Source organism: Nonomuraea sp. H19 (genome assembly GCF_052068215.1).
GTDB lineage: Bacteria > Actinomycetota > Actinomycetes > Streptosporangiales > Streptosporangiaceae > Nonomuraea.
Genome location: NZ_JBQHCV010000012.1, coordinates 53,415 through 78,100, shown reverse-complemented (window position 1 = coordinate 78,100; position 24,686 = coordinate 53,415). Strand labels below are relative to the sequence as shown.

Genomic DNA, 24,686 nt, shown 5'->3' with positions numbered 1-24,686 from the left:
ATGGGCATCCTAGACGGCAAGAACCTGCTGGTCACGGGCGTGCTGACGGACGCCAGCATCGCCTTCCACGTGGCCAGGGTCGCCCAGGAGCAGGGCGCGAACGTCGTGCTGACCGGCTTCGGGCGGATGAGCCTCGTCCAGCGCACCGCCCGCCGGCTGCCGAACCCCGACACCCGGGTCGTCGAGCTGGACGTCACCGACGAGGGCCACCTGGCCGGCCTGGCCGACCGGGTGGGCGTGGACCGCCTGGACGGCGTGTTGCACGCGATCGCCTTCGCCCCCGAGTCGGGGCTCGGCGGCAACTTCCTGGAGACGCCGTGGTCGGACGTCTCGACCTCGCTGCAGGTGTCGACGTACTCGCTGAAGTCGCTCAGCGTGGCGTGCCTGCCGCTCATGCCCAACGGCGGATCGATCGTCGGCCTCGACTTCGACGCCACCGTCGCCTGGGCGAACTACGACTGGATGGGCGTGGCCAAGGCCGGGCTGGAGTCCTGCTCCCGCTACCTGGCGCGCTATCTCGGGCCGCGCGGCATCCGGGTCAACCTCGTGGCCGCCGGGCCGCTGCGGACGGTCGCCGCCCGCGGCATCCCCGGCTTCGCCGGCGTCGAGGCGAGCTGGGACGCGCGCTCCGCGCTCGGCTGGAAGGCCGACGACTGCGAGCCGGTCGCCCGGGCCTGTACGGCGCTGCTTTCCGACTGGTTCCCGGCGACGACCGGAGAAGTGATTCACGTGGATGGAGGATTCCATGCGATGGGCGACTGAGAAGAGGACCGCGTTCAGGATCGGCGCGGCCGCCGGGATCGCCGGCGTCACGCTGGCCGTGCTGAGCGCACTGGCCGTGCTGGTGGTCATCCAGGACCCGTTCGCGGACGTGTCCGCGGCGGCGTACATGAAGGGCATCGCCGCGATGCCGGGACTGTGGGTGCTGCTGCACTTCGCGGTCACCCTCGGCACCTCGCTGCGGCTGGCCGGGCTGCTGACCGTTGGAGAGACGTTCGCCGGCACGCCGGCCCGGCCGCTGGCGATGATCGGCAACGGGTTCGCCGTGGCCGGCGTCGCGCTGCTGATCGTCACCTACGCGCGGGACGGCTACGTCCACACGTTCCTGACCCAGACCTGGGAGCAGACCGGGAGCGTCCAGGAGGCCATCTTCAGCGCGAGCTCGCGGACGGCGTACTCCACCGAGATCACCGGCGTGCTGCTCGTGGCCGGGCTCGCTCCCCTCGCCTACGGCCTTGCCATGGTCGTCAGCTCGCTCTACGCCAAGTGGATCGGCTGGCTCGGCATCGCCGGCGGCACGGGCGCGGTGGCCACCGCCGGCTACCTCTACGCGACCGGGCTGACCGACCTCGGCTACGGGGTGCTCTACCCGCTGTTCGGCATGCTGACGCCGACCGTGTGGCTGATCGCCGCCGGGCTGCAGATCTGGCGCGCGCCCGCCCTGCCCAGCCTGACCGAACCGGCCCTCGCCGAAGGACAGCACGCATGACCATCCTCGAAGACACCCGTGGTCCCGGCCTTCTCTCCAAAGACGTGGAGAAGGCCGGGGGCCCGGCACTCAGAGAACCGGATCCCCGAGACCCGTCCCTGCGGCTTACGTCGTTCTTCGACCCCGGCACGCTGACCCTGCTGACCTCCGCCGACGACAGCGGCGTCCTCGCCGGGATCGGCCGGGCCAAGGGCGTCACCGCGGTGGCGTTCGCGAGCGACCCCCGGGTGCAGGGCGGCGCGATGGGCTCGGCCGGATGCGCGCACATCGTCCACGCGTACGAGGTCGCCCTGCGCAGGGGCGTGCCCATCGTGGGCCTGTGGCATTCGGGCGGCGCCCGGCTGGCCGAGGGCGTGGGCTCGCTGAACGCGGTGGGCACCGTCTTCGCCGCCATGACGCGGGCCTCCGGCCTGGTGCCGCAACTGTCCGTCGTGTTCGGCCCCGCCGCCGGCGGCGCCGCCTACGGGCCCGCGCTCACGGACATCGTGATCATGTCGGAGCAGGGCCGCCTCTTCGTCACCGGCCCCGAAGTCGTCCGCAGCGTCACCGGCGAGGACGTGGACATGGCCACATTGGGCGGCCCGGCCGCCCACGCGACCAAGAGCGGCGTGGTCCACGTGACCACCAAGACCGACCTGGAGGCGTACGAGCGGGCGCGGGCCCTCACCGCACTGCTCGGCGCGCAGGGCGAGGCGCCCGGCGAGGTGGCCGAGGTCGACTTCTCCGCCCTGCTGCCGGACAACCCCAAGCGCGCCTACGCCATCCAGCCGCTGATCGACGGGCTGCTCGACGAGAGGGGCGTGGAGCTGCACGCCAAGTGGGCCCCTAACATCGTGACCACGCTCGGCAGGCTGGGCGGCCGGACGGTCGGGGTGATCGCCAACAACCCCATGCGGCTCGGCGGCTGCCTCAACGCGATCTCGGCCGAGAAGGCCGCCCGGTTCGTCAGGATGTGCGATGCGTTCGGCGTGCCCCTCATCGTCCTCGTGGACGTGCCCGGCTACCTGCCCGGCGTCTCTCAGGAGTGGGAGGGCATCGTCCGCCGCGGGGCCAAGCTGCTGCACGCCTTCGCCGGCGCGTCGGTGCCCCGGGTGACGCTGGTGACGCGGAAGGCGTACGGAGGGGCGTACATCGCGATGAACTCCCGCTCGCTCGGCGCCACCCGCGTGTTCGCCTGGCCGAGTGCCGAGGTCGCGGTGATGGGGGCGGTCGCGGCCGTGCGCATCCTGCACCGCCGCAAGCTGGCGGCCTGCGCCACGCCGGAGGAGAGCGCCGCGCTGGAGCAGGAACTCGCCGAACAGCACGACCGCACCATCGGCGGCCTCGACCGGGCCGTGGACCTGGGCGTGGTCGACGAGATCATCTCCACCCGCGAGACCAGGGGCGCGATCGCGCGGGCCATCGCCTGCGCGCCGGCCGCCCGTGGCACGCGCGGCAACATCCCTCTCTGACCTTGGAGCTTCCGGCATGGATGACGACGTCTACGCCGCCCTGGCCGCGTTCATCGAGCAGGGCGACTTCGTCTGCCTCGGAGCCAGGGCCGCGCTGCGCAAGAAGGCCATCGTCCACCACCACTATCCGGAGCTGGGCGAGGAGCAGTCGGTCCAAGCCCACCACGGCGACGTGCTCAAATTCCTGGAGACCTTCGAGCCGTCGGCACGCAGCTTCACCTCGTTCGTGGCCACGTTCGAGGGGCCGCTCGAGCTGTCCGAGCACGAGTACGAGGCGCTGCTGTGGCGGCATCTGCAGGCCATGCACGACATCGACAGCGAGCTCTACCCGTGGAACGACACCTACGACTCCGATCCGGCCTCGGCGGACTTCGCATATTCGGTCGGCTCGCACCCGTTCTTCGTGGTGGGTTTGCATTCGGGGGCGTCCCGGCCGAGCCGCCGGTTCGAGAAACCCACGCTGGTTTTCAACTCACACATTCAATTCAACGCGCTCGGAATCAAGTTCTTCAAACTCCGCAGTAAGATACGCAGCCGGGAACGGGCGTTCCACGGCTCGCCGAATCCCAGTTTCATCGCCTATAAGGACGAGTCCCGCCACTACGGGGGCCGGTTCACGGAACCGGCGTGGGAGTGCCCGTTCGCGCCCAGGACCGGCTGAACCTCGATCAACTAGCCAGGCGGGACCGGTTGCCGGTCCCGCCTCACTCATGTCCGATATCGGATGCGTGCCGGCGTGTACTCCTTTCGATACCTTGGCCGATCCTCCGTGAATTACTGTTGTGGGTGCATCCCCCGGCTGGCTACGGTCCTTTTAGACGGCGACCGGAACCGGTCCGAGATTGGGGTTCAGCCAGATGGTCGAATTCAAAGTCCTCGGTCCCCTGGAAATCAGCTCAGAGGAGCGGGTTTGGCGTCTGAGCGCACCACGGCAGCGGCAGATGATGGGCTTGCTGCTGCTCAATGCGAACCAGATCGTCGACATCGATTCTCTTATGGTGGAGCTGTGGGGGGACAATCCTCCGAAGAGCGCTCTCACGACAATCCAGACCTACATCTACCAGCTCCGGCGGTTCTTCGACCAGGAGCACAGCCTGCCCTCGGGTGAGGAGATCCTCCTCACCCGCCCGCCCGGCTATCTCATCTCCGTCCCGGAGGAGCGGGTGGACGTGTTCACCTTCCGCCGGCTGGTGACCGAGGGCCGCGGCTGCGCGGCGGCCGGGCGGCCCGAGGAGGCCTCCCTCCGGTTGCGGCAGGCGCTCGACCTGTGGTCCGGGCACCCACTCACCGACGTCGTGCCGGGCCGGATGCTGGAGGCGTACCTGGCCGACCTGGAGGAGTCCCGCCTGCGGGCGCTGGAGCTGCGCATCGAGGCGGACCTGGAGATCGGCAGGGGCCGCGACCTCATCGGGGAGCTGCGCTTCCTGGTCGCGACCAATCCGCTCAACGAATGGTTCCACGGCCGGCTCATGGAGGCTTTGTGCCAGGTCGGCCGGCGCGACGAGGCCCTGGGCGCCTACCGGGAACTGCATGCCGTGCTCGATCGCGAGCTCGGCCTGGAGCCCTCCCGGGAACTACGCCAGCTCCAGTACCGGATGCTGCACGCGCAGGGACCCAGGCGCCGCGTCAGGGTCGGCGCCGCCTGACAGTCGATCTCGTAGAAGGGTGGAGGACAGTGAAGGCTCTCGTCCTGGCGGGCCGTACGGGGACGCGACCGCGCCCTTACGGCCACGCCGTCACCGTCGCCAACCGGCCGGTGGTGTTCTACGGCCTGGAGGCGATCAGGAAGGCGGGCATCTCCGAGGTGGCGATCGTCGTGGACCGGCACGTGGCGCCGGTCCGGGACGCCGTCGGCACCGGCGCGGCCTTCGGCCTCGACGTGACCTACATCCAGCAGGACGCCTCCAGGCTGGGGCAGGGCGTCCTGATCGCCAGGGACTACCTGGGCGATGCCGACTTCCTGGTCCTGCACGGCGACGACGTCGTGCTGGACGACATCCCCGGGCTGGTCGCCGAGTACGAGCGCCGCGACCGCCCCGAGGCCATGGCCATGGTCGGCGACCTCGCCAGGACCGGCGGCGGGCCCGTCGCCGTCGTGGACGAGCTCGGCCGCGTGACCGGCGTCACGAACGGGCACGGACATCCGTCCTTCGACCGGGCGCTGGTCGGCGCGTACGTCTTCGGCCCCGCCATCCACCAGGCCGTCCTGTCCGCCCGGCCCGCCTGGCACGGCGGCCGCGACCTCACCGACGCCGTGTCGTGGCTGATCGCGCACGGGGGCACGGTGCTCGCCTACTCCGCTCAGGGCTACTGGAACACGGTGGGGTGCGTGGACAACGCGCTCGACTGCAACCGCGAGGTGCTCTCCCGCATCGACCCTCTGGTGCTCGGCGACGTGGACGGCGACAGCGAGCTGATCGGACCGGTGTTCGTGGACGCGGGCTCGTCGGTCCGCGGCTCCCGGGTGGTCGGGCCCGCCATCGTCGGCGTCGGCGCCACCGTGACCGGCAGCGTGATCGGGCCGCACACCTCGCTCGGCGCCGACTGCGCCGTCGAGGACAGCACGGTCGAGAGCTCGATCGTGCTGGACGGCGCCTCCTTGCGCGGTGTGGGCCCGGTCAGGGACTCCCTCATCGGGCGCGACGCCCAGGTCCGGGCCGGCGCCGTGGGATCGCGTCTGGTCCTGGCCGACCGCAGCCAGATCCTGCTGACCACGGACCTGACCTCTGCTCCGGCCTTTCCGAAGCGGGAGCCGAGCGGCTCCCACCTTGCGACGGTTCCCCTGAAGGAGACCCGTGACTGAAGTGCTGTGGCCGCCCGCGGTCGAGAAGCAGGCGCTCGGGCTGATCGCGCGCCTGGAGGAGCTGGGTGTCCGGGCGGGTGACCGGGTACTGCTGACCGGGGAGAACTCCTCCCCTTTCGTGGCCGCGCTGCTTGCGCTGTGCCACCTTGACGCCTCCATCGTCCTGGCCGACCCGCAACTCGCGACCGACCAGCTCGCCCACATGTCCGGCATCTCGGGCGTGCGCTGGGCGGTCACCGACGCGACCGGGCGGATCCCGCTGCCGGCCTCCGCCGTGCTGGACCTCACCGTCCCCGACGGGCCCGCCACCCCGGTGCCTGCGACGATCTCCCTCGACCGCTGGGAGAAGCGCAGGGACGCGGTGATCATGTGGTCGTCCGGCACCACCGGCGCCCCGAAGGCCGTGGTGAAGTCCGGCCGCGCCGTCCTGGAGAACTCCCGCGTCACCGCCGCGTCCATGGGCTACACGCCCCAGGACGTGCTCGCCCCGCTCCTTCCGTTCTCCCACCAGTACGGCATGTCGCTGCTGCTCATCTGGTGGCTGGTGGGCTGCGGCCTGCTCGTCGCCCCCTTCCGCAGACTGGAGCCGTCGATCGTGGCCGTCGCCGAATCGGGCGCCACGGTCGTGGACGGCACCCCGCCCACCTACCACGGCATGCTCACCCTGCTCGCCCGCGACCCGGCGCTCCTGGACAGGCTGGGCCGCGTCCGCATGTGGTGCGTGGGCGGGGCGCCGCTGAACCGCCCGCTGGCCGAGCGCTTCCACGCCGCCACCGGACACCACCTGCTCGACGGCTACGGCATGACCGAGACCGGCAACATCGCGCTCACCCTCCCCGACCTGGTGGAGGGCTGCGGCCGGCCGCTGCCCGGCGTCGAGGTGCGGGTCCGGGGCGCGGACGGCGAGATACGCGTCCCGGGCGCGGACGGCGAGCCCGGCGAGATCGAGGTACGCACCCCCGGCCGGCTGGAGGGATACCTGCGCCCCGACGGCTCCCTCGCCCCCTTCGACGAGCCCTGGTTCCGCACCCGCGACCTCGGCAGGATCGACGAGCACGGGGTGCTTCACGTGTTCGGGAGAATGAACGCCGTGCACAGATTAGGCCACACCCTTTATCCCGAATATCTCGAACGCCGCGCCGAAGAGTGCGGCGCCCCCGTGAAGGTCGTAGCCGTCGACGACGACCGGGCCGGCGCCATGCTGGTCTTCTTCGTCCAGGACGCGGCCAACGACGAGCGCTTCTGGCGCGGGCGGCTGCGCGCCTGCCTGGCCTCCTACGAGCGGCCCAACGCCGTGGTCACCCTGCCCCGGTTCCCCGTCAACCGCAACGGCAAGGTCGACGTCAACGCGCTCACGGAGCTGGCCGCCGCGACGCTGAAGGGCGGCGCCGGTGGACGCTGAGATCCTGGCCCGCCTCGAGTTCGCCATCACGGTCGGCTTTCACTGGCTGTTCGTGCTGCTCACGCTCGGGCTGGCGCCGATCATCGCGTATATGCAGGCCCGCCACGTCATCGGCGGCAATCCCCGCTTCGAGCGCATGACCCGGTTCTGGGGGCAGATCTACGTCGTCAACTACGTGCTCGGCATCGCCACCGGGCTGGTGATGGAGTTCCAGTTCGGGCTGTCGTGGAGCGGGCTGTCGGTCTTCGCCGGCAACGTCTTCGGCGCGCCGCTGGCCATCGAGACGCTCGTCGCGTTCTTCGCCGAGTCGACCTTCCTCGGCATGTGGATCTTCGGGTGGGGGAGGTTGCCCAAGGTGCTCCACATGCTGCTGTTCTGGCTCGTGACGCTGACCGCCTACGCGTCCACCTATTGGATCCTGGTGGCGAACGGGTTCATGCACAACCCCGTGGGCCACGAGGTCCGGGGCGGGGTGGCGTACCTCACCGACTTCGGCGCCATGCTGGCCAACCCCAACACGCTGTACGCCATGTGGCACATCGTGGCGGCGGCCATGGTCGCCGGCGGCGGGTTCGTCGCGGGGGTCAGCGCGTACCAGTTCGTCCGGCGTACCCGCGAGGTGCCCTTCTTCCTCAGCTCCGCCCGCACCGGGCTGGCGGTGGCGGTGCCGTTCTCCATCGCCGTCGCCGAGACCGGCTTCCGCCAGATCACGCCGCTGCACGAGGCCCAGCCGATGAAGATGGCGGCCCTGCGCGACGTCCTGCTGCCGGAAGATCGCGGGCCGGCCACGGTGGCGCAGGTCCAGTCGGAGATGGCCGCGCGACTCGGCCCCGGTGACTACGCGCCGCCCGGCTGGATCGCCACCGCGTACGACATCATGATGACCTCCGCCTTCTTCATCGTGGTGATCGCCCTGTTCGGCGCGGCGTGCCTGATCCGCGACGGCATCGCCCGCTCGCGGGGCGCCGCTTTCGTCGTGGCGCTCATCGTGCCCATCCCGTTCGTCGCGGCCACCCTCGGCTGGCTCGTGCGCGAGGTGGGCAGGCAGCCGTGGGCGATCTACGGTCAGCTCCTCACCTCGGAGGCCCGCTCCCCCGTCGGGGCGGGGACGATGCTCATCTCGCTGATCGGGTTCAGCGCACTGCTGGCCGCGCTGGCGATCACCAACTGGTGCCTCATCGCCCGGTACGCCAGGCGCGGCCCGCGCGACACCGACCTCGGCACGCCGGCGGCGGACTCACGCGAGCAACCCGCCGTCGCCCTTCAACTCTAGGAACGGCTCCCTTGGAAACGATCTGGCTGGCTCTGCTGGGATTGCTCCTCGCCGGGTACTTCGTGCTCGGCGGCTACGACTACGGCGTGCAGTTGTTACAGGCGCCGCTGGCGCGCGGCGAGGCGGAGCGGCGGCTCGCGCTCAACTCCTTCGGACCGTTCCTGCTCGGCAACGAGGTGTGGCTGGTGGCCTTCGCCGGAGTCCTCATCGGGGCCTTCCCCCATTTGGAGGCGGCCCTGCTGCCGCCGCTGCACCTGCTCGTGGCCGCCCTGCTCGGCGGGATCGTCCTCGGCAACGTGTCGGTCCAGCTCCGCAGCAGACACGCGGGCCGGAGAGCTCGGGCGGTCTGGGACGTGCTCGCCATGGTGGGCGGCCTGATCCCGGCGGCCGGCTGGGGCCTGCTCGTCGGCCTGCTGCTGCGCGGTCTGCCCGCCGCCCCGTCCGGATTCGCGGTCGGCCCCGGCGAGCTGCTCCATCCGTTCGTGCTGCTGTGCGCGGCCGCCACGCTGGCGCTCTTCGCGGGGCACGGCGCCGCCTTCATCGCGATGCGGACCCGCGACGGGCTGCGCGAACGGGCGCTGCGCGCGGGCCGCCCCCTGCTGCTCACGGCGGCGGCGCTGACCGTGGCGGCGGCAGCCGCCGGCGCTGTGTCCGGCACGGCGGCCAGCACGGCGGCCGGCGGCTGGCGGCTCGCCGCGCTCGCCGCGGCGATGCCCTGCCTGCTCGCCCTCGCCGCGCTCGCGCTGGGGCGCGGGGCTCCGAAGTGGGCGTTCGCCGCCACCTCCGGCGCCGCGGCCCTGCCCGTGCCGATCGTCGGGTTCGGCCTCTACCCGAACGTCCTCGCGACGCCCGGCGGCGGCCAGGGCATGACCGTCGCCGAGGCCGCCGCGGACGTCACGACCCTGCAACTGCTGCTGCCCGTCGCGACGCTGGTGATCCCCCTGCTGCTCGCCTTCCAGGCGATGGGCTGGTGGGCCTTCCGCGGTCGCCCCATCACATACTTGTGAACACTTACGGAGGTGATCCCGTGCGGCACAGAAGACTGGGCCGGACCGGACCTGTCTCATCCTGCGTCGGCCTATCACTCTTGGGCGTGCGGGAGCAGCTGGATCCGGCCGCCTGGGTCGAGACGCTGCACTATGCGATCGCGTCGGGGATCACCTTGTTCGATGTCAGCGACCTGGGCGCGAGCAGCGAGCTGGCGCCGCTGATCGGCAAGGCGCTGGCCACCCGGCGCGCGGACCTGCTGCTGACCGCCTCCCACCCGGACACGGAAGAGGAGGGTCCAGGATGGCTGCGGCGCAGCTGCGACGACACCCTCGCCCAGTACGACGTCGACTACATCGACATCTTCTTCCTGCGCCCCGGGCCGGCGACCCGCATCGAGAGCAGCGTCGCCGAGCTGGCCGAGCTGGTCAGGCACGGGAAGGTCCGCTACATCGGGCTGCTCGGCGGGTCGACCGCCCAGCTCCGCCGCGCCCACGCCATCCATCCCGTGACGGCGCTGGCGACGGAATACTCGCTCGGGCACCGGGAGGCGGAGATGGAGCAGCTGCCCGTGGCGCGGGAGCTCGGCATCGGCGTCGTCGCCCGTTGCCCGTTCGCCCGCGGGCTGTTGGGCGGCCGCGTTCCCGACCTGTCCGGGTTCGACCCGCGCGAGTCGCCCGGCGCCACGGGCATGCTGCGGGAGGCGGAGGCCATCGCGGCCGACCTGGACATCGGCATGAGCCGGCTGGCCCTGGCCTGGCTGCTGTCCAGGAACGACGACGTGGTCCCGCTGCCGAGCGCGCTGGACCCGGTCCAGCTGGAGATGGACATCGCCGCGGCCGAGGTGCACCTGACGCCGGAGACCTGCGAGCGGCTGGCCCGCGTCTTCTCCCCTCCGGCGAGCGCGTGATGCGGTGGCTGGTGCTAGCCGAAGCCCTTCGGCATCGCGCCGGGATCGCGCCGCACGGTGATCAGCGAGGCGGCCACCGCCCGGTTGACGGCGTCGATGCGGGAGACGGCGCCGAGCTTGACGAAGACGTTGCGCAGGTGCCGCTTGACGGTGGCCTCGGTGAGGCCGAGCCGGTTGGCGATCTGCTGGTTGCTCAGCGCCTGCGCGGCGAACTCCAGGACCTGGCGCTCCTTGTCGGTCAGGATGTTCGGGGCAGGCGCGTGGACCTGGGCGAGGCTGTCGCGCGAGACGGCCAGCACGAGGCGCTCGGGGTCGTTGACCACGCTCCTGATCGCGGAGATGACCTCTTCCCTGTGCACGCTCTTGAGGAGGTAGCCGCGGATGCCGGCGGACAGCAGCCTGCGCAGGAGCTGCGGGCCGTCGTACATGCTGAGCACGATGACCTTGGTCTCGGGCGAGATGGCCCGGACCCGGCCCACAGTGTCGAGCACGTCCTCGCCGGGGATCTCGATGTCGAGCATGAGCACGTCAGGGCGCCGCTCCTGGACCAGGGCCACCGCCTCGCCGGAGTCGCCCGCCTCCCCCACGACCAGGAGGTCGTCGCACGTCTCGAGGATCTCGCGTAAGCCCTCACGGAAAAGGGCGTGGTCATCGACGATGCCTACCGTCGTGGGCTCACTCATGACATCGCTCTTGGCACGTAGAGTTCCACCGAGGTCCCCTTACCCGGTTCGCTCGACACGGTGACCGAGCCACCGAGCAGCTCGGCACGCTCCCGCATCGACTTCAGCCCCATTCCCGACGGGTCGGAGCGCTCCCCCGTGAAGCCACGCCCGTTGTCCTGCACGACACCCCGCATCTCGTGCGGGGCGATGTCGATCCTGATCAGGATCAGCGACGCCCGCGCGTGTGCCAGCGCATTGCGCACCGCCTCGCGGAAGATGAGGAACGACTCGTCGCGCACCTGTGGCGAGGCCCACGCCTCGTCGCCGTTGACCTGCAGGCGCACGGCCGCCTCGCAGTCCACGGTGTCGAGATAGCCGAGCAACGCCTTCTCCAGGCTCTTCAGCGGCTCGTTCGGATGCAGCTCCGAGGTCACCTGCCGCAGGTTGCGCATGGTCTCCTGGATGGCCTGCTCGGCGAGCTTGACGTTCCCCGAGGCCCGGACCGGCTCGGTCAGGCGGTTGTGCTCGTGCAGTTCGAGCTGCTGGTGAGCGACGCTGATGCCGTGGCCGATGCGGTCGTGGAGGTCCCTGGCGATCCGGCGCCGCTCCTCTATCTGCACGGTGTGCACCCTGTTGAGCAGGAACGCGGTGTAGCTGGCCGACGCCGCCTTGATCCTGGTCGAGATGCTGCGCTCCAGGCTCAGGACCACGATGTTGAGCAGTTCGGCGTAGTCGGGGCGGTCCGCCAGGGCGCTGCTCAGCCGGGGCAGCGCCACCCTGAAGAAGATCGACGCCGCGTCCAGCGATTCCTTCGGATGGATGCCCGCCTCGGCGCGGTCCGCGCCGATCTCCCAGGCCAGACGGCTTATCGAGTCCCCGGTCTGGATCTTGCCGGCGGCCAGGGCAGCCACGATGTCGTCCAGAATCTCCTCGGCGTTGGCCATCAATTGCCGATGCGTCGCCGGCTCTCGCACCAGCGACGCGCATTCGGCTCTGAGTCTGCGAGTGTATTCGCCGAGAATCTGCTCGCGGCAGCTTCCAACGAGGACCGCGAAACTCTCTGCCCCGTGCGGATGCCCCAACGTACTCTGCCTCCGGACCTAGAGAAACCGGATGGCCTATTTTTACCCAATTAAGTTGGCCAGGCAACAGGAGATATGACCATGGATCCGACTAAAAATAGATGAACTACATACTGCGTGGTCATGTACGCACGATACGGACGCCTGCGCCGTGACCGGCTCCCATGCGAGAGCGGCCCCAGAGTGACGACGGCCAGCGCGACCGCGCCGGCCAGCATGATCACGGCCGCGGCCACCAGGGACGGCCGCCAGATCAGCGCGGCCGCCGCGAACGCGCAGGCGGTGCCGAGAGCCGCCATCGCGGCCAGCAGCCGTACGGTCCCCTCGCCCCGGGTGACCCCGAGCGTCCTGCGCCCCGCGGCGGCGTCTCCCTCGATGTCGGACAGATCCTTGGTGAGGCCACCCACGAGCCCCGTCCACAGGGAGACGGCCACCGTGAACACGACGAGCAACTCGACCTGTGCCACCCAGCCGTCCGTCCGCGCCAGGAACCCGGCCGCGTACGTCATGAGGCTGGCGGCGACGCCGATCGTCATGGTGCCGGCCGAGCGGCGTTTGAGACGGAAGGGAGGCCCTGAGTACATGTAGCCGAGCAGCAACAAGATGGGCACCATCCAGCCGATCGGCGCCGGCAGGTGCATCGCCCCGGCGATCGCGGCCAGCGCGGCCACGCAGGTGACTCCGAGCGCGGCGCCGGGCGCGAGCTCACCCTTGGCGATCGGCCGCGCCGATCCGTTCGCCCGGTCCTCCCGGAGGTCCTCGACCCCGTTGAACAAGTAGACGGCGAAGATGGCGAAGACCCAGACCAGCGCGGTGCCCGCCACCAGCAGGAGGGAGCCGTCGCCGGCGCCGAGGGCCTGCGCGCCCAGCACAGCTCCGGCGGCGAAGCGCAGCGCGAACAGCATCAGCACCGAAGGGCGCGTCTCCACCACGCACATGCGCAGCATATTGACGCCGTGTTTGACACGGGCGCCGAGCGGGGGTAGGGAGGCGACGGACGAGGACATGGGTGAGGTCTGTACGCTTGGCATAACGCCGACATTGCATTAAATATGGATCGAAGTTAAGTAGGGAATTGAAAGTTGTAGGTGCGTCTACTACTTCCGATATATGCACTGTTACTTGTCGATCTCCGGACACCGACGATAGCTTGAGTTCGGCCGTGCCCGCCACCGGAGAATGGAGATCCCTGGCCATGCGGCACTCTCGAATTTCCGCCGGACGGTATAAAGAATTCGTTCCGCTGACCTTGCCCGACCGGTCCTGGCCCGACCGGCACCTGACCGCCGCGCCGCGCTGGCTGTCCACCGACCTGCGCGACGGAAACCAGTCCCTCGCCAATCCCATGGACCCCGAGCGGAAGCTGGCGATGTTCGAGTTGCTGGTCCGCATGGGCTACAAGGAGATCGAGGTCGGCTTCCCCGTCGCCAGCAAGGATGACCATGCCTTCGTCCGCATGCTCATCGAGGAGGACCGGATCCCCGACGACGTGTGGATCACCGTGATGGTGCCCGCCCGCGACGAGTTCATCAGGCAGAGCGTCGAGTGCCTGCGCGGCGCACCACGCGCCACGTTCCACCTCTACAACGCCCTCGCGCCAGTATTCCGACAGGTCGTCTTCAAAATGTCGCGGGACGAGTGTAAGGACATGGCGGTTCAGGGGACCCGCCTCATGATGAAGTTCGCGGAGCGCACGCTCGAGGATTGCGATCTTCGATTCCAGTACTCCCCCGAGGCGTTCAACGAAACCGAGCCGGATTTCGCGGTCGAGGTCTGCGAGGCGGTGATGGACGTCTGGCAGCCGGACGCCGAGCGCCCGATGATCCTCAATTTTCCGGCGACCGTAGAGCGCTCGCAACCACACGTCTTTGCGGACCAGGTGGAATGGCTTGACCGCACCTTGACACGGCGGGAGCACGTCTGCCTGTCCATCCACCCCCACAACGACCGCGGCACCGGTGTCGCCGCCACCGAGCTCGCCCTGCTGGCCGGCGCCGAACGCGTCGAGGGCTGCCTGTTCGGCAACGGCGAGCGGGCGGGCAACGTCTGCCTTGTCACACTCGGCATGAACCTGCATACCCAGGGGATCGACCCCGAAATCGACTTCTCCGACCTCGACGAGATCAAGCAGGTGGCCGAACACTGCACGGGCATGGAGGTCCACGCGCGGCACCCGTACGCGGGCGACCTCGTCTACACGGCCTTCTCCGGCGCGCACCAGGACGCGATCAACAAGAGCCTGCACGCCTTGTCCCGCGAGGCCGCCGCATCGGGCGTGCCGGTCGGCGAGTTGCCATGGCGGATGCCGTACCTGCTGCTGGACCCCCATGACGTGGGCCGCTCGTACGAGGCGATGGTCCGCATCAACAGCCAGTCGGGCAAGGGCGGCATCGCGTACGTGATGAGCGCGCACCACGGGGTCGAGGTGCCGGCACAGCTCCATCGGGAGTTCGCCGACGTCATCCAGTCGCTGGCTGACGCCGAGGGCGGCGAGATCACCCCGGACCGGATCGCCACCACCTTCACCACCATGTACGGGAGGGCGTCATGAGCCGCTCAGTTCTGGTCACCGGCGGCAACCGCGGAATCGGCCTGGCCGTGGCCCGCGCCTTCGCCGACGACGGCGACAAGGTGGCGGTCACCTACCGCAGCGCCGAGCCCCCGCCCGGTCTGGCGGGCTGCCGCTGCGACGTGACGTCCGCGGAGCAGGTGGACCGTGCGGTCGCGGAGGTCGAGACCCTGCACGGCCCTGTCGAGGTCCTGGTCGCCAACGCCGGCATGACGCGGGACAAGCTCCTCCTGCGCATGACCGAGGACGACTTCGAAGCCGCCCTGGACACCAACCTCAAGGGCGCCTTCCGCGTCGCCAAACGCGTGGCCCCCGCCATGCTCAAGGCCCGCCGCGGCCGCATCGTCTTCATCTCCTCCACCGTGGGCCTGCGGGGCGAGCGGGGCCAGAGCAACTACGCCGCCTCCAAGGCCGCTCTGATCGGCTTCGCCCGGTCGCTGGCGTGGGAGTTCGGCAGCCGCGGCATCACCGTCAACGTCATCGCGCCCGGCCTCACCGACACGGACATGACCGCCGTGCTGTCCGAGCAACGCATCGCCGACATGTGCGCCCAGATCCCCCTGCAGCGGATGGCCACGCCCGAGGAGATCGCGGAGGTGGTCCGGTTCGTGGCCTCTCCCGCGGCGTCGTACCTCACGGGGGCGGTCATCCCGGTGGACGGCGGCGCCTCCATGGGACACTGAGCCCTGTCACGGACACCGGCGGGCGAGCGCCCGTCGGTGGCGCGTGGCCGCTTATCGTGGTCTCCTCGACGGGATCATCTCCACGGGGAGACAGACATGACTGCTCGCGAGTACGGATATCAGATCCTTCCCGGCACCGCGGCGCAGACGCCGGGAGTGCTGGACATCGTACGCAAAGAGGCACGAACGGGCCTTCGCCTAGGATTGCCCGTGCTCGCGATCCAGCTCTGCCTCACAGGATGGCTGATACCCCGGGGAGAAGCGGCGAGCTTCCTGGGCGTGATGCTCGCCCTCACCAGTGCGGTCACGCTCGGCCTCATCCTCATGTGGCAGCGGGCGCGGCGTAAGGAACTACGCATTCTGCAGACCAGTCCGTGGGAGGTCTGGCCTTGCCGGGGCGAGAAGGTCCGCGTGGTGTCCTCGGAAGGCGAACGAGCCAACGGACGGCGATGGAGCACCGACGGCCGTCTCGTCCTGCTCAAGCCGGACGGCCAGTCCCAATGCTCCTTCCCCGTCCCAGGCCCCGGCGTCAAGGACGAGGTCTGGTTCGCCGGAGACATCAGCGCGAACGGAATCCTCGCGGTCCCCGGCGGGCTGCCGTTCCGCTACGTCACGCGCACGGTGAAGGCCCGCTGACACCCTGAGCGGCTCCTGACTTCGCCGTTCATCGCGGCCACAGATCGGTCGATCACAGGCTCGCGCACCCCCGCCCGCTCCACTGGCGCCGGCTCCAGCCGGGTCCCTCACGTGTCTCCCTGCCCCTTAGTTGATCGGGGCTTCAAAGTAAAGCCTTGGCAAGCGCTTTCCGATACCGGTAAAACGTTCTAATCAAAGATCACTCGGCAGGAGAACGCCTGTGAGGCTCGCACTCATCGCCGCCGCGGTCACGCTGACCGTATCGGCGACCTCCGCCGTGGCGGCCCCCCTCGACCCGGCCCCCGGACTCAAGTTCGACTTCGGTTCCACGTCCAGCCCCTTAGCCGACGGCTACACGCGCGTCGCGCACAACACCCTCTATAGCGCCGACCGCGGCTACGGCCTGGACCGGACGGTGGGCTACCGCGACCGCGGCACCGCCGACCCGGTGACGCGGGACTTCACCGTCTCCGGTTCGTACGGCTTCGCCGCCGACGTACCCGACGGCGAGTACGAGCTCACCGTGATCTCCGGGGATGCCGTCGCTCCCAACATCACCACGCTCGCCGTGGAAGGCGAAGACCGCGGCACCATCACCGCGAGCACCGGCGCGTACGGCGACTACACCGGCACCGCCCGGGTCGCCGACGGCCAGCTCAACCTGGGCTTCGGCCGGGACGGCCGGGTGAACGCGGTCCTCATCAGGCCGGCCACCGCGCCCACCGGCCTGGCCGCCACCGCGATCAAGGCCACTGCCACCCCGAGCGTCACGCTGGCCTGGAACGCCACCGGCTCCACCGGCTACGAGATCTACCGAGCCGAGAACACCGCGGGTCCATGGGCCAAGCTGGGCGAGAGTTCCGCGCCCGCCTTCACCGACAGCACCCCTGAGCTGGGCCTGACCTACGTCTACGCGGTCGCTGTGCCCGGCGGCACGTTGGGCGCGCCGCTCACCGTGACCGTCAAGGACGCCACTCAGGCCGCCCCGGCCGCACCTGAGAACCTGGAACTGGTCACCGCCTCCAGCAAGAAGATCACGCTGCGCTGGCGGCCGGTCGAGGGCGCCCTCCTCTACCACCTTTTCCGGGACGACAAGCGGATCGGTGTCGTGACCGAGCCCGGCTACACCGACGAGATCGTGCCCAGCGACCGGCACCGCTACCGGGTGGTGGCCGCCGGAACGGGCGGGTTGTCGGCCTCCTCGGCCGAGCTGACCTCGCCGGTCACCGCCTATCCGCTGCGCCGGATGCCGAAGCTGGACCGTGGCCTGGTCGCTGTGCCGACCGAGCAGGGCACGCTGGTGAGCTGGCGGATGCTCGGCACCGACCCGGCCAAGGTGAGCTTCAAGCTCTACCGGGACGGGAAGCTCCTCACCACCACGGACAAGACGAACTATCTGGACAGCGGTACCGGCTCCTACACCATCGCCGCGGTGCTGGACGGCCAGAAGGAACGCCGCTCGGCACCGGTGCGGCCGTGGGCGGCACCGTACCTGGACGTCCCGCTGGACAAGCCGACCGGGGGTGTGACCCCGAGCGGAGGGAGCTACGACTACCGCGCGAATGACGCGGCAGCCGCCGACCTGGACGGAGACGGGCAGTCCGAGATCGTGCTCAAGTGGGACCCGTCCAACTCCAAGGACAACTCTCAGGGCGGCTATACCGGTGAGGCCGTCTTCGACGCCTACGAACTGGACGGGACCAGGCTCTGGAGGATCAATCTCGGCCGCAACGTACGGGCCGGGGCGCACTACAGCCCGTTCCTGGTCGACGACTTCGATGGGGACGGGCGGGCCGAGTTCGTGGTCAAGACTGCGGACGGGACCGTGGACGGCGCCGGGAAGGTGATCGGAGACGCCGCCGCCGACTACCGGACCACCGGCGGCCGGATCCTGACCGGGCCGGAGTATCTGACCGTCTTCGACGGGCGCAGCGGCGCGGCGCTCGCCACCGTCGATTACGAACCGGCCCGCGGCAACCTTGCCGACTGGGGCGACACCGGCGGCAATCGTTCCGACCGCTTCCTGGCTGCCGCCGCCCACCTGGACGGCGTACTGCCCAGCATCGTGATGACCCGCGGCTACTACGCCAAGTCCATGCTGGTGGCCTACGACTGGCGGGACGGCAAGCTGACCAAGCGCTGGACCTTCTCCAGCTCCGACAACCCCGGGTACGGCGGCCAGGGCAACCACAACCTGTCCGTGGCCGACGTGGACGGCGACGGCAGGGACGAGATCGCCTACGGCGCGATGACCCTGGACGACGACGGCACCGGGCTCTACACCACCAAGCTGGAGCACGGCGACGCCATGCACCTGGGCGACCTGGATCCGGCACACCCCGGCCTGGAGATCGTCGGCGTGCACGAGCACACCAACATGCCCTGTGGGCTGGAGATGCACGACGCCGACAGCGGCGAAATCCTCTGGTGTGTCAAGACCGGCCAGGACACCGGGCGCGGCCTGACCGGCGACATCGACCCCTCGCATCCGGGAGAGGAAGCCTGGGCCTCCACCGGGGCCGGTCTCCGCACCACCACCGGAGAGCTCATCTCGGCGAAAACCCCGGCGATCAGCAACACCATCTGGTGGGACGGCGATCTGTCCAGAGAGATCCTGGACCACGACTACTCCGCCGACAAGCTGGCCGGCGTGCCGACCATCGGCAAATGGGACCCGGCCCCGCAGAGCACGGTCAACATGCTCACCGCGACCGGCACCTACTCCAACAACACGACCAAGGGCAATCCCTCGCTCCAGGCCGACATCCTGGGCGACTGGCGTGAGGAACTGATCGTCCGGACCGAGGATTCGAGCGCGCTACGGCTCTACGCCACGCCGTACCCGACGGATCACCGCTTCCCGACGCTCATGCACGACCCGGTCTACCAGTCCGGGATCGCCTGGCAGAACGTCGGCTACAACCAGCCCCCGCACACCGGTTTCTTCCTCGGCACCGGGATGACCACGCCGGCGGCGCCGTACCTGACCACCGGCTCCCCTCTTCCGGCCCGGCCTCGGCTCCGTAAGGACCAGCTCCACGTGGAGCTGCCCGGCGTGGACCGTGGGCACCATGCCGGCGGTCGCGCCGGGATCCTGCCGGGCACGGTCCGCGCGGTCGCCGACGGGAAGATCGTCGAGCTCGGCGCCACGGCGCTGCCGCACGGCGGGTTCCGCGTCGACGGTGCCGCCATCGAGAAGGCGCTGGCCGGTTACACCGGTAGTGTCACCGTGACCATCACCGGCCACCTGACCGACGGTCGTACCTTCACCGGCGAGGTGAAGATCCGCCCGTGACGTAAGGGATCGTCCGCCCCGCCGACCGCGCGGGGTGGACGAGCTTTCTTTGGGCACGACCTTTCCGGCGCACGAGGCCTCGCCGCCGAGGCGTGCCCTAGGAGTATCAGTACCACCCTGCTCCACGGGTACGGAGCTACCGTCGAGCCATGGACAGCGACAACCTCCTTGGACAGTTCCTCAGAGCCCGCCGCGAACTGGTGAAGCCCGAGGACCTGAACATGCCGGGCGGCGACCGGCGCCGGGTCTCGGGCCTGCGCCGGGAGGAGGTGGCGATGCTGGCCGGGCTCAGCACCGACTACTACGTACGTCTTGAACAGGGCCGTGAGCGGAACCCTTCCGTACAGGTGCTCGAGGCCCTGGCCCGGGCCCTGATGCTGGAGGACGACGCGATCGCCCACCTGCACCAGTTGGCCCGGCCGGTGCCCGCCAGGGGGCGCAGGAGCACGCGCAGCCGCCGGGTCACCCCGGGCTTGCTGCGGATGCTGAACAACTGGCCGCACACCCCGGCCGTGATCCTGGACCGCTGCTTGACGGTGGTGGCCCATAATCCGCTCGGCGAGGCCCTCTTCGCCGGACACACCTACAGCGGGGATCTGATGCGCCTGGTCTTCCTCGATCCCGACGCCCGGGACTTCTACCCGGACTGGGACCGGGTCGCCGTCAACACGGTGGCCGGGCTGCGCGAGGGGGCGGGAGCAGACCTCAACGATCTCCAACTGATCGAGGTGGTGGGCGAACTGTCGCTCAAGAGCGCCGACTTCCGCAGGTTGTGGGCACGCCACGACATCCGCCAGAAGACGCGGGAGACCAAACGCTTCCACCACCCCGTCGTCGGCGAGCTCACCCTGGACTACGAGTCGTTGACCATCAACAGTGCGCCGGGGCAGCAACTGGTCGTCTACCAGGCCGAACCCGGCAGCTCCTCCGAACACGCGCTGTTCCTGCTGGGCAGCCTGATCGCCGCTGAGACCCCAGAAGCCGCGAAGGCGGCGGACCCCCCTGCCCACCGCGACTGAGCGGCCCGCCTCACCGCCTTCCGAGCGCCCCCGATTCCGGCGTTCCTCCCCCGCGCACCCCGCCGTCCCGCCGTACCCCACGCTGTCCGTCCGACGGCCCGGGCTTCAGGCCGGGCCGTCGGACGACGTCCTGTGTGGCGATCCGAAACTTTCGGAACGAGGACCCGGAGGAGGCATAGCCTCCCTCACTCATGCCGAGCAGCAGAAAGTTTCTACAACCTTCTGATGAACATGCCTGCTCAGAGCAGCATCAGCATCCTGCGCTCCGAAATATTTCACATAATCCTTGACACATTTCGGAGTGATTCTCACACTGATCAGCGACTGCGCGCGCGGTGAACAGCCCCGTCCCGTCGATCACCGGTCGGGGATCGTCCTTTCCATCAGCTACCCGGAAGGAGGGGCCAGTGATCATCAGGTCGGGCCGCTCTAAGATCCGTTCGGCGGTCGTCGCGCTGGCGCTCGCGGTCGCTGGAGCGGTAACGGTAGTGGTCGCCGAGGCCGCCGCGCCTCTCGCCGCCGGTGTTGAAGACGAGGGTGCCGACTGCGCGGTGCCTGCCCTGCCCGACGCAGGATCCCTGCCTACCGACTCCAGGCTTCCCGATCCCTTCAGGAAGCTGGATGGTACGCGCATCGCCGCCAAGTCCGAGTGGCGATGCCGCCGGCAAGAGATCAAGAAGCTCGCGGAGAAGTTCGTCTACGGCGAGAAGCCCGGCAAGCCGGCAAGTGTCACAGGAACGGTCTCGAGTAGCAACATCACTGTGAACGTGTCGCACAACGGCAGGAGCGCCGGCTTCTCAGCGAGTGTCCAACTGCCGAGTGGTACCGGACCTTTCCCCGCCGTCGTCGTCCTGGGCGGATTCGGCGCGGACACGGCCGCGATCAGAGCGGCCGGCGCTGCCGTCATCACCTACGACCCCTACGCGGTGGGGCGAGAGGGCACGCCACGAAACAACAAACAAGGCGCGTACTACAGCATCTACGGCTCCTCGAGCAGCACAGGGCTGCTACTCGCCTGGGCCTGGGGTGTGAGCCGGATCATCGACGTCATCGAGCAGTCGGGCGGCAGCATCCTCAAAGCGGACGCGACCGGCGTCACGGGATGCTCGCGGTTCGGAAAGGGCGCCTTCGTGATCGGTGCCTTCGATCAGCGCATCGCCCTGACCATGCCGATCGAGTCGGGCAGCGCCGGTGTTCCCATCTTCCGCGGGATCCCTGGGGAAGGCGCCCAGAGTCTGAGCAGCGCCTACGGAGAGCAACCGTGGCTGGGCGACGCGTTCGGCTCCTTCACGAGCAGCCCGGCCAGGCTGCCGGTGGACACGCATGAAATCGTGGCAATGGTCGCGCCGCGAGGACTGTTCATCATGGACAATCCCCACATCACCAATCTGGGCCCCAGGTCCGCGAGCGTGGCCGCCTTGGGCGGGGCGGAGGTCTACAAGGCGCTCGGCGCGGGCGAGAACATCACCTACTGGTCCGACATCCAGGACGGTAACCACTGCGCCAACAGGCCTGAATGGCGCGACCCCTTGCAGAAGAACATCAGGAAGTTCTTGCTGAAGACGAGCAATGATCCCGGTGCGATCAGGATCTCGCCCAGGGCGAGTGGCAATCTGGCCGAGTGGAGAGACTGGCAGACTCCCACCCTCAACGACTCCAGCCCGTCGGGCTCGCCAACCGGCCCCACCCCCACCATCACCCCGACCCCCGCAACCGAATTCCGCCTGCACAACGAGGCGGCCGGCCGCTGCGTCGACTCCCCCAACAGCGCCACCGCCAACGGCACCCAGCTCCAGATCTACGACTGCCACGACAACGCCAACCAGCGCTTCGGCTACAGTTCCGGCAGACTCCAGATCCTCAGCAAGTGCCTGGATTCCCCGACGAACGCCGGCTCCGGCACGCGCGTTCAACTGTGGGACTGCCACGGCAACAGCAACCAGCAGTGGACCTTCAACTCCAACGGCACGGTCACCAGCGCCGCCAACAACCTCTGCCTCAACGTCACCGGCACCGGCAACGCCTCCGCCGTGACCATCGCCACCTGCAACGGCCAGGCCACCCAGAGATGGACCAGGTCATAACCGGGAACTGGCGATATCAACACGCCGGGTCCAGGCGACCTCCCCTGGACCCGGCGCACATCGTCCCAGGCCCACGGCTCGCCCCGGTGACCCTCGTGGAGTACGGCGACTACGAATGCCCTACTGCGGGCAGGCAGAACCGGTCATCCGTGAACTCCTCGCGGACTTCGGGGACGTGCGCTATGTATGGCGACACCTGCCGCTGACCGATGTGGGTTCGTCGCGGTCGAACGAGCTTGGCCGGGTCGAGGGGAGGCGGCGGAGCCGATGTTGAAGCTCCACTTTCCGAGACAGCATGGGCAGCGGTCACGAGGTTGCGAGCGCGTAAGGTGAGCCGGGTTGCGGGCCGGTTCCCTCATAAGCGGCGATCCAGGCGTCGTGGAGCCACATCTGGGTGCCTCGGCGACTCTGACCGGAGTCCCAAGTGATGTCGCGCTCATACGTCAGCACGGACTCATCGGGACCGACGATGACCCAGGCGTAGAGGCCGTCGCCGTGGTGCATCTTCACCTTCATGCCGGAGACCGTCTCGGTGGCGCCGTCGGGCCGGGTCACGATCTCATCGTGTTGCGAGACCCAGTTGACGCTGAGCCCTTCGGCGTAGTCGGGCGCCACCTGCCGCAGGAAGCGGAGGGCCACCTCTTCGGCGCGGGATACGCCGGGGAGCGGGCCGTCGCTGACGCCCTGGAGGCGGGTGAATCCGAGAATCGTGCCGTCGGCATCGAGGACGATGCTCGTGTGCGGGCCGCCGGGCCGGTAACCGTCGGGCTGGTAGCGGATCACGGTGACCGCGCGGTCATCGTGCCGCTCCTCGCGGACCCTGACGATCTCCCACCCGCTGGGGATGAGGAGGCCAGTGCCGTCCAGCGCGTCGGTCGCCCGGCGTCGGGCGTCGTTCGCGGCAGCGGTCGTAGGTGCGGCGGTAGGCGACGAGGTGGTGCGCTCAGGGGGGCCTGTCACGGGCTCGGCAGATGCCGCTTGGATGTCGTCGCGGGAGATCGCGGCGTAGGCGGCTCCGGAGGTGGCAAGGATCGCAACGGCGATCCCGGAGAGGACGACGGAATTCCGACGGGACATGGAACAACTCCTCACGTGGTGATTCGGACGTGGGTGGTCACCTGTGCTGGTTCATGGGGCACGCTGCGTAGACGACGGCGCCTGCGACCAGGTACAGCCCGGACAGGACGCCGAGCGCGGCGCCAAGACCGCCCGGCAACGCGATGGCATAGGAGCCCAGACCGGCTCCGAGGAAAAGAACGAACCCGTTGAGGGCCATCCCGACGCCCCTAGCGGGATGCGCGGCTTCACCCCACAGCGTGATCATCGTGGGGACAAGGACGGCGACTCCCGAAACGAAGATCACGCTGGCGGCGACGAGGCCCGCGAGTACACCGCCCAGCACCGCCACGGCTGCCAGACCGGCGGCCGAGAGAACGAAGCCGGTGAGCGCGGCACGAGGCAGGCCGAGGCGTGCCGCCAGCGGACCGGCGAGGAGCGAGCAGGACATCGCCGGCAGCGCGGCGGCGCGAACGAGCATGATCTCGGTATCGGAGAGACCGGCCGCGTTCAAGTGCGGGCCGACCAGGCTGTGCATTCCCATGAAGCCGCCGAGGACGACCAGATGCCCTGCAGCGAGGAGCAGCGAGCGTCCCCGTACGGCGAAGCGGACGAGAGCGGTGTAGTGAGCAGAGAGAGACTGGCGGGGCCGGTCGATGTCGGGTTCGCGGAGGACGGCGAAGGCCGCGAGGGTCAGGGCAGCTAGGAGGACGCTGCCGAGGGAGAAGGTTCCGCGCCAGCCCACGGCAGCGGCCGTGACGGTGGCGGCCAGTTGTCCGAGGATCCCCGCGGAGAGGAAGGCGATCGAGATGGCGCCGATCGCGGTGGCCCGCTGCCGAGGAGGCAGCACCTCCCCGAGATAGGCCAGGGCAGTCGGTGCGAACGTGGCGGCTGCCAGGCCCTGTACGGCTCGCAAGACGGCCAGAGCACCTACCGAGGGGGCGAGGCTCACCGCGAGTGTGGCGACCGTGAGAGCCGCGAGGCCGGACACCAGAACGCGCCGACGGCCGTAGTGATCCGACAGCGGTCCATAGATCAGGAATCCCAGAGCGTAGGCGAAGGCGTAACCGGCGACCAGTGCGGCCGTCACACCGGTGGACCCGAGGTCGGCGGCCACGGGCTGGTGAAGCGGGATGGACACGTACAGCTGAACGAGGACGACCAGCGCGGTGGCGACCAGCAGCGGGACCGTGCCTGCCCGCGCGACGCCTGGCTCGGTCGAGGGTGAGTGCGGCGTGCTCAAGATGGTGGCCATGAATTCCAACTCCAACGTTTGGGTTGG

The 24,686-nt window shown here is 69.4% G+C and carries 20 protein-coding genes and 1 pseudogene; 16 read left to right on the top strand and 5 right to left on the bottom strand.

What is annotated here, in order from left to right:
* The 10 genes from fabI to ACTMTI_RS26495 all read left to right on the top strand — a co-directional run bounded on the left by fabI (window position 1) and on the right by ACTMTI_RS26495 (window position 10,315).
* Window positions 1-762, top strand: coding sequence for an enoyl-ACP reductase FabI (gene fabI / locus ACTMTI_RS26540; RefSeq protein WP_441123226.1), 762 nt, complete (start codon window positions 1-3; stop codon window positions 760-762).
* A complete protein-coding gene (locus tag ACTMTI_RS26535) occupies window positions 746-1,489 on the top strand; it encodes a hypothetical protein (protein WP_441123225.1) in 744 nt (247 codons plus the stop codon). Before fabI ends, ACTMTI_RS26535 begins: the two co-directional genes overlap by 17 nt.
* Window positions 1,486-2,940: an acyl-CoA carboxylase subunit beta gene (locus ACTMTI_RS26530; RefSeq protein WP_441123224.1), complete on the top strand. Its 1,455-nt coding sequence runs from the start codon at window positions 1,486-1,488 to the stop codon at window positions 2,938-2,940. The genes ACTMTI_RS26535 and ACTMTI_RS26530 overlap by 4 nt, the downstream gene beginning before the upstream one ends.
* 16 nt (window positions 2,941-2,956) lie before the next feature.
* A complete protein-coding gene (gene gntA, locus ACTMTI_RS26525; RefSeq protein ID WP_441123223.1) occupies window positions 2,957-3,601 on the top strand; it encodes a guanitoxin biosynthesis heme-dependent pre-guanitoxin N-hydroxylase GntA in 645 nt (214 codons plus the stop codon).
* A gap of 196 nt (window positions 3,602-3,797) precedes the next feature.
* The gene (locus tag ACTMTI_RS26520) at window positions 3,798-4,586 is read left to right on the top strand and encodes an AfsR/SARP family transcriptional regulator (RefSeq protein WP_441123222.1); all 789 of its coding nucleotides are present in this window, start codon (window positions 3,798-3,800) and stop codon (window positions 4,584-4,586) included.
* Between the two features lie 29 nt (window positions 4,587-4,615).
* Window positions 4,616-5,743, top strand: a complete 1,128-nt coding sequence (locus ACTMTI_RS26515) for a sugar phosphate nucleotidyltransferase (RefSeq protein WP_441123221.1) — start codon at window positions 4,616-4,618, stop codon at window positions 5,741-5,743.
* Window positions 5,736-7,145, top strand: a complete 1,410-nt coding sequence (locus tag ACTMTI_RS26510) for a class I adenylate-forming enzyme family protein (protein WP_441123220.1) — start codon at window positions 5,736-5,738, stop codon at window positions 7,143-7,145. The genes ACTMTI_RS26515 and ACTMTI_RS26510 overlap by 8 nt, the downstream gene beginning before the upstream one ends.
* On the top strand, window positions 7,135-8,418 hold the full coding sequence (locus ACTMTI_RS26505; RefSeq protein WP_441123218.1) for a cytochrome ubiquinol oxidase subunit I: 1,284 nt from the start codon (window positions 7,135-7,137) through the stop codon (window positions 8,416-8,418). The genes ACTMTI_RS26510 and ACTMTI_RS26505 overlap by 11 nt, the downstream gene beginning before the upstream one ends.
* 11 nt (window positions 8,419-8,429) lie before the next feature.
* Complete coding sequence (cydB, locus tag ACTMTI_RS26500) at window positions 8,430-9,425, top strand: cytochrome d ubiquinol oxidase subunit II (RefSeq protein ID WP_441123217.1); 996 nt, start codon at window positions 8,430-8,432, stop codon at window positions 9,423-9,425.
* Window positions 9,389-10,315, top strand: a complete 927-nt coding sequence (locus ACTMTI_RS26495; RefSeq protein ID WP_441123216.1) for an aldo/keto reductase — start codon at window positions 9,389-9,391, stop codon at window positions 10,313-10,315. The genes cydB and ACTMTI_RS26495 overlap by 37 nt, the downstream gene beginning before the upstream one ends.
* A 14-nt stretch (window positions 10,316-10,329) precedes the next feature.
* Here ACTMTI_RS26495 and ACTMTI_RS26490 read toward each other — a convergent pair whose 3' ends face one another.
* From ACTMTI_RS26490 to ACTMTI_RS26480, 3 genes are all read right to left on the bottom strand, one after another.
* Window positions 10,330-10,998: a response regulator gene (locus tag ACTMTI_RS26490; RefSeq protein WP_441123215.1), complete on the bottom strand. Its 669-nt coding sequence runs from the start codon at window positions 10,996-10,998 to the stop codon at window positions 10,330-10,332.
* Window positions 10,995-11,924: an ATP-binding protein gene (locus ACTMTI_RS26485; protein ID WP_441123214.1), complete on the bottom strand. Its 930-nt coding sequence runs from the start codon at window positions 11,922-11,924 to the stop codon at window positions 10,995-10,997. The genes ACTMTI_RS26490 and ACTMTI_RS26485 overlap by 4 nt, the downstream gene beginning before the upstream one ends.
* Window positions 11,925-12,112: 188 nt before the next feature.
* The gene (locus ACTMTI_RS26480; protein WP_441123213.1) at window positions 12,113-13,069 is read right to left on the bottom strand and encodes a UbiA family prenyltransferase; all 957 of its coding nucleotides are present in this window, start codon (window positions 13,067-13,069) and stop codon (window positions 12,113-12,115) included.
* A gap of 188 nt (window positions 13,070-13,257) precedes the next feature.
* Between ACTMTI_RS26480 and ACTMTI_RS26475 the strand changes: the two are divergent.
* The 6 genes and pseudogenes from ACTMTI_RS26475 to ACTMTI_RS26450 form a co-directional block, all read left to right on the top strand.
* Window positions 13,258-14,598 (top strand): annotated as a pseudogene (locus ACTMTI_RS26475) (2-isopropylmalate synthase); the annotation flags it as partial.
* Between the two features lie 11 nt (window positions 14,599-14,609).
* Complete coding sequence (locus tag ACTMTI_RS26470) at window positions 14,610-15,314, top strand: beta-ketoacyl-ACP reductase (RefSeq protein ID WP_441123212.1); 705 nt, start codon at window positions 14,610-14,612, stop codon at window positions 15,312-15,314.
* A 96-nt stretch (window positions 15,315-15,410) separates the two neighbouring features.
* Window positions 15,411-15,950: a hypothetical protein gene (locus tag ACTMTI_RS26465; RefSeq protein ID WP_441123211.1), complete on the top strand. Its 540-nt coding sequence runs from the start codon at window positions 15,411-15,413 to the stop codon at window positions 15,948-15,950.
* A 220-nt stretch (window positions 15,951-16,170) separates the two neighbouring features.
* On the top strand, window positions 16,171-19,245 hold the full coding sequence (locus ACTMTI_RS26460) for a hypothetical protein (RefSeq protein ID WP_441123210.1): 3,075 nt from the start codon (window positions 16,171-16,173) through the stop codon (window positions 19,243-19,245).
* Window positions 19,246-19,394: 149 nt separating this feature from the next.
* Complete coding sequence (locus ACTMTI_RS26455) at window positions 19,395-20,264, top strand: helix-turn-helix transcriptional regulator (protein ID WP_441123209.1); 870 nt, start codon at window positions 19,395-19,397, stop codon at window positions 20,262-20,264.
* A gap of 407 nt (window positions 20,265-20,671) precedes the next feature.
* On the top strand, window positions 20,672-22,348 hold the full coding sequence (locus ACTMTI_RS26450) for an RICIN domain-containing protein (protein WP_441123208.1): 1,677 nt from the start codon (window positions 20,672-20,674) through the stop codon (window positions 22,346-22,348).
* A gap of 306 nt (window positions 22,349-22,654) precedes the next feature.
* Here ACTMTI_RS26450 and ACTMTI_RS26445 read toward each other — a convergent pair whose 3' ends face one another.
* Both ACTMTI_RS26445 and ACTMTI_RS26440 read right to left on the bottom strand, forming a co-directional pair.
* A complete protein-coding gene (locus ACTMTI_RS26445; RefSeq protein WP_441123207.1) occupies window positions 22,655-23,425 on the bottom strand; it encodes a hypothetical protein in 771 nt (256 codons plus the stop codon).
* A 37-nt stretch (window positions 23,426-23,462) separates the two neighbouring features.
* Window positions 23,463-24,659, bottom strand: a complete 1,197-nt coding sequence (locus ACTMTI_RS26440; protein WP_441123206.1) for an MFS transporter — start codon at window positions 24,657-24,659, stop codon at window positions 23,463-23,465.
* Window positions 24,660-24,686: the final 27 nt, after the last annotated feature.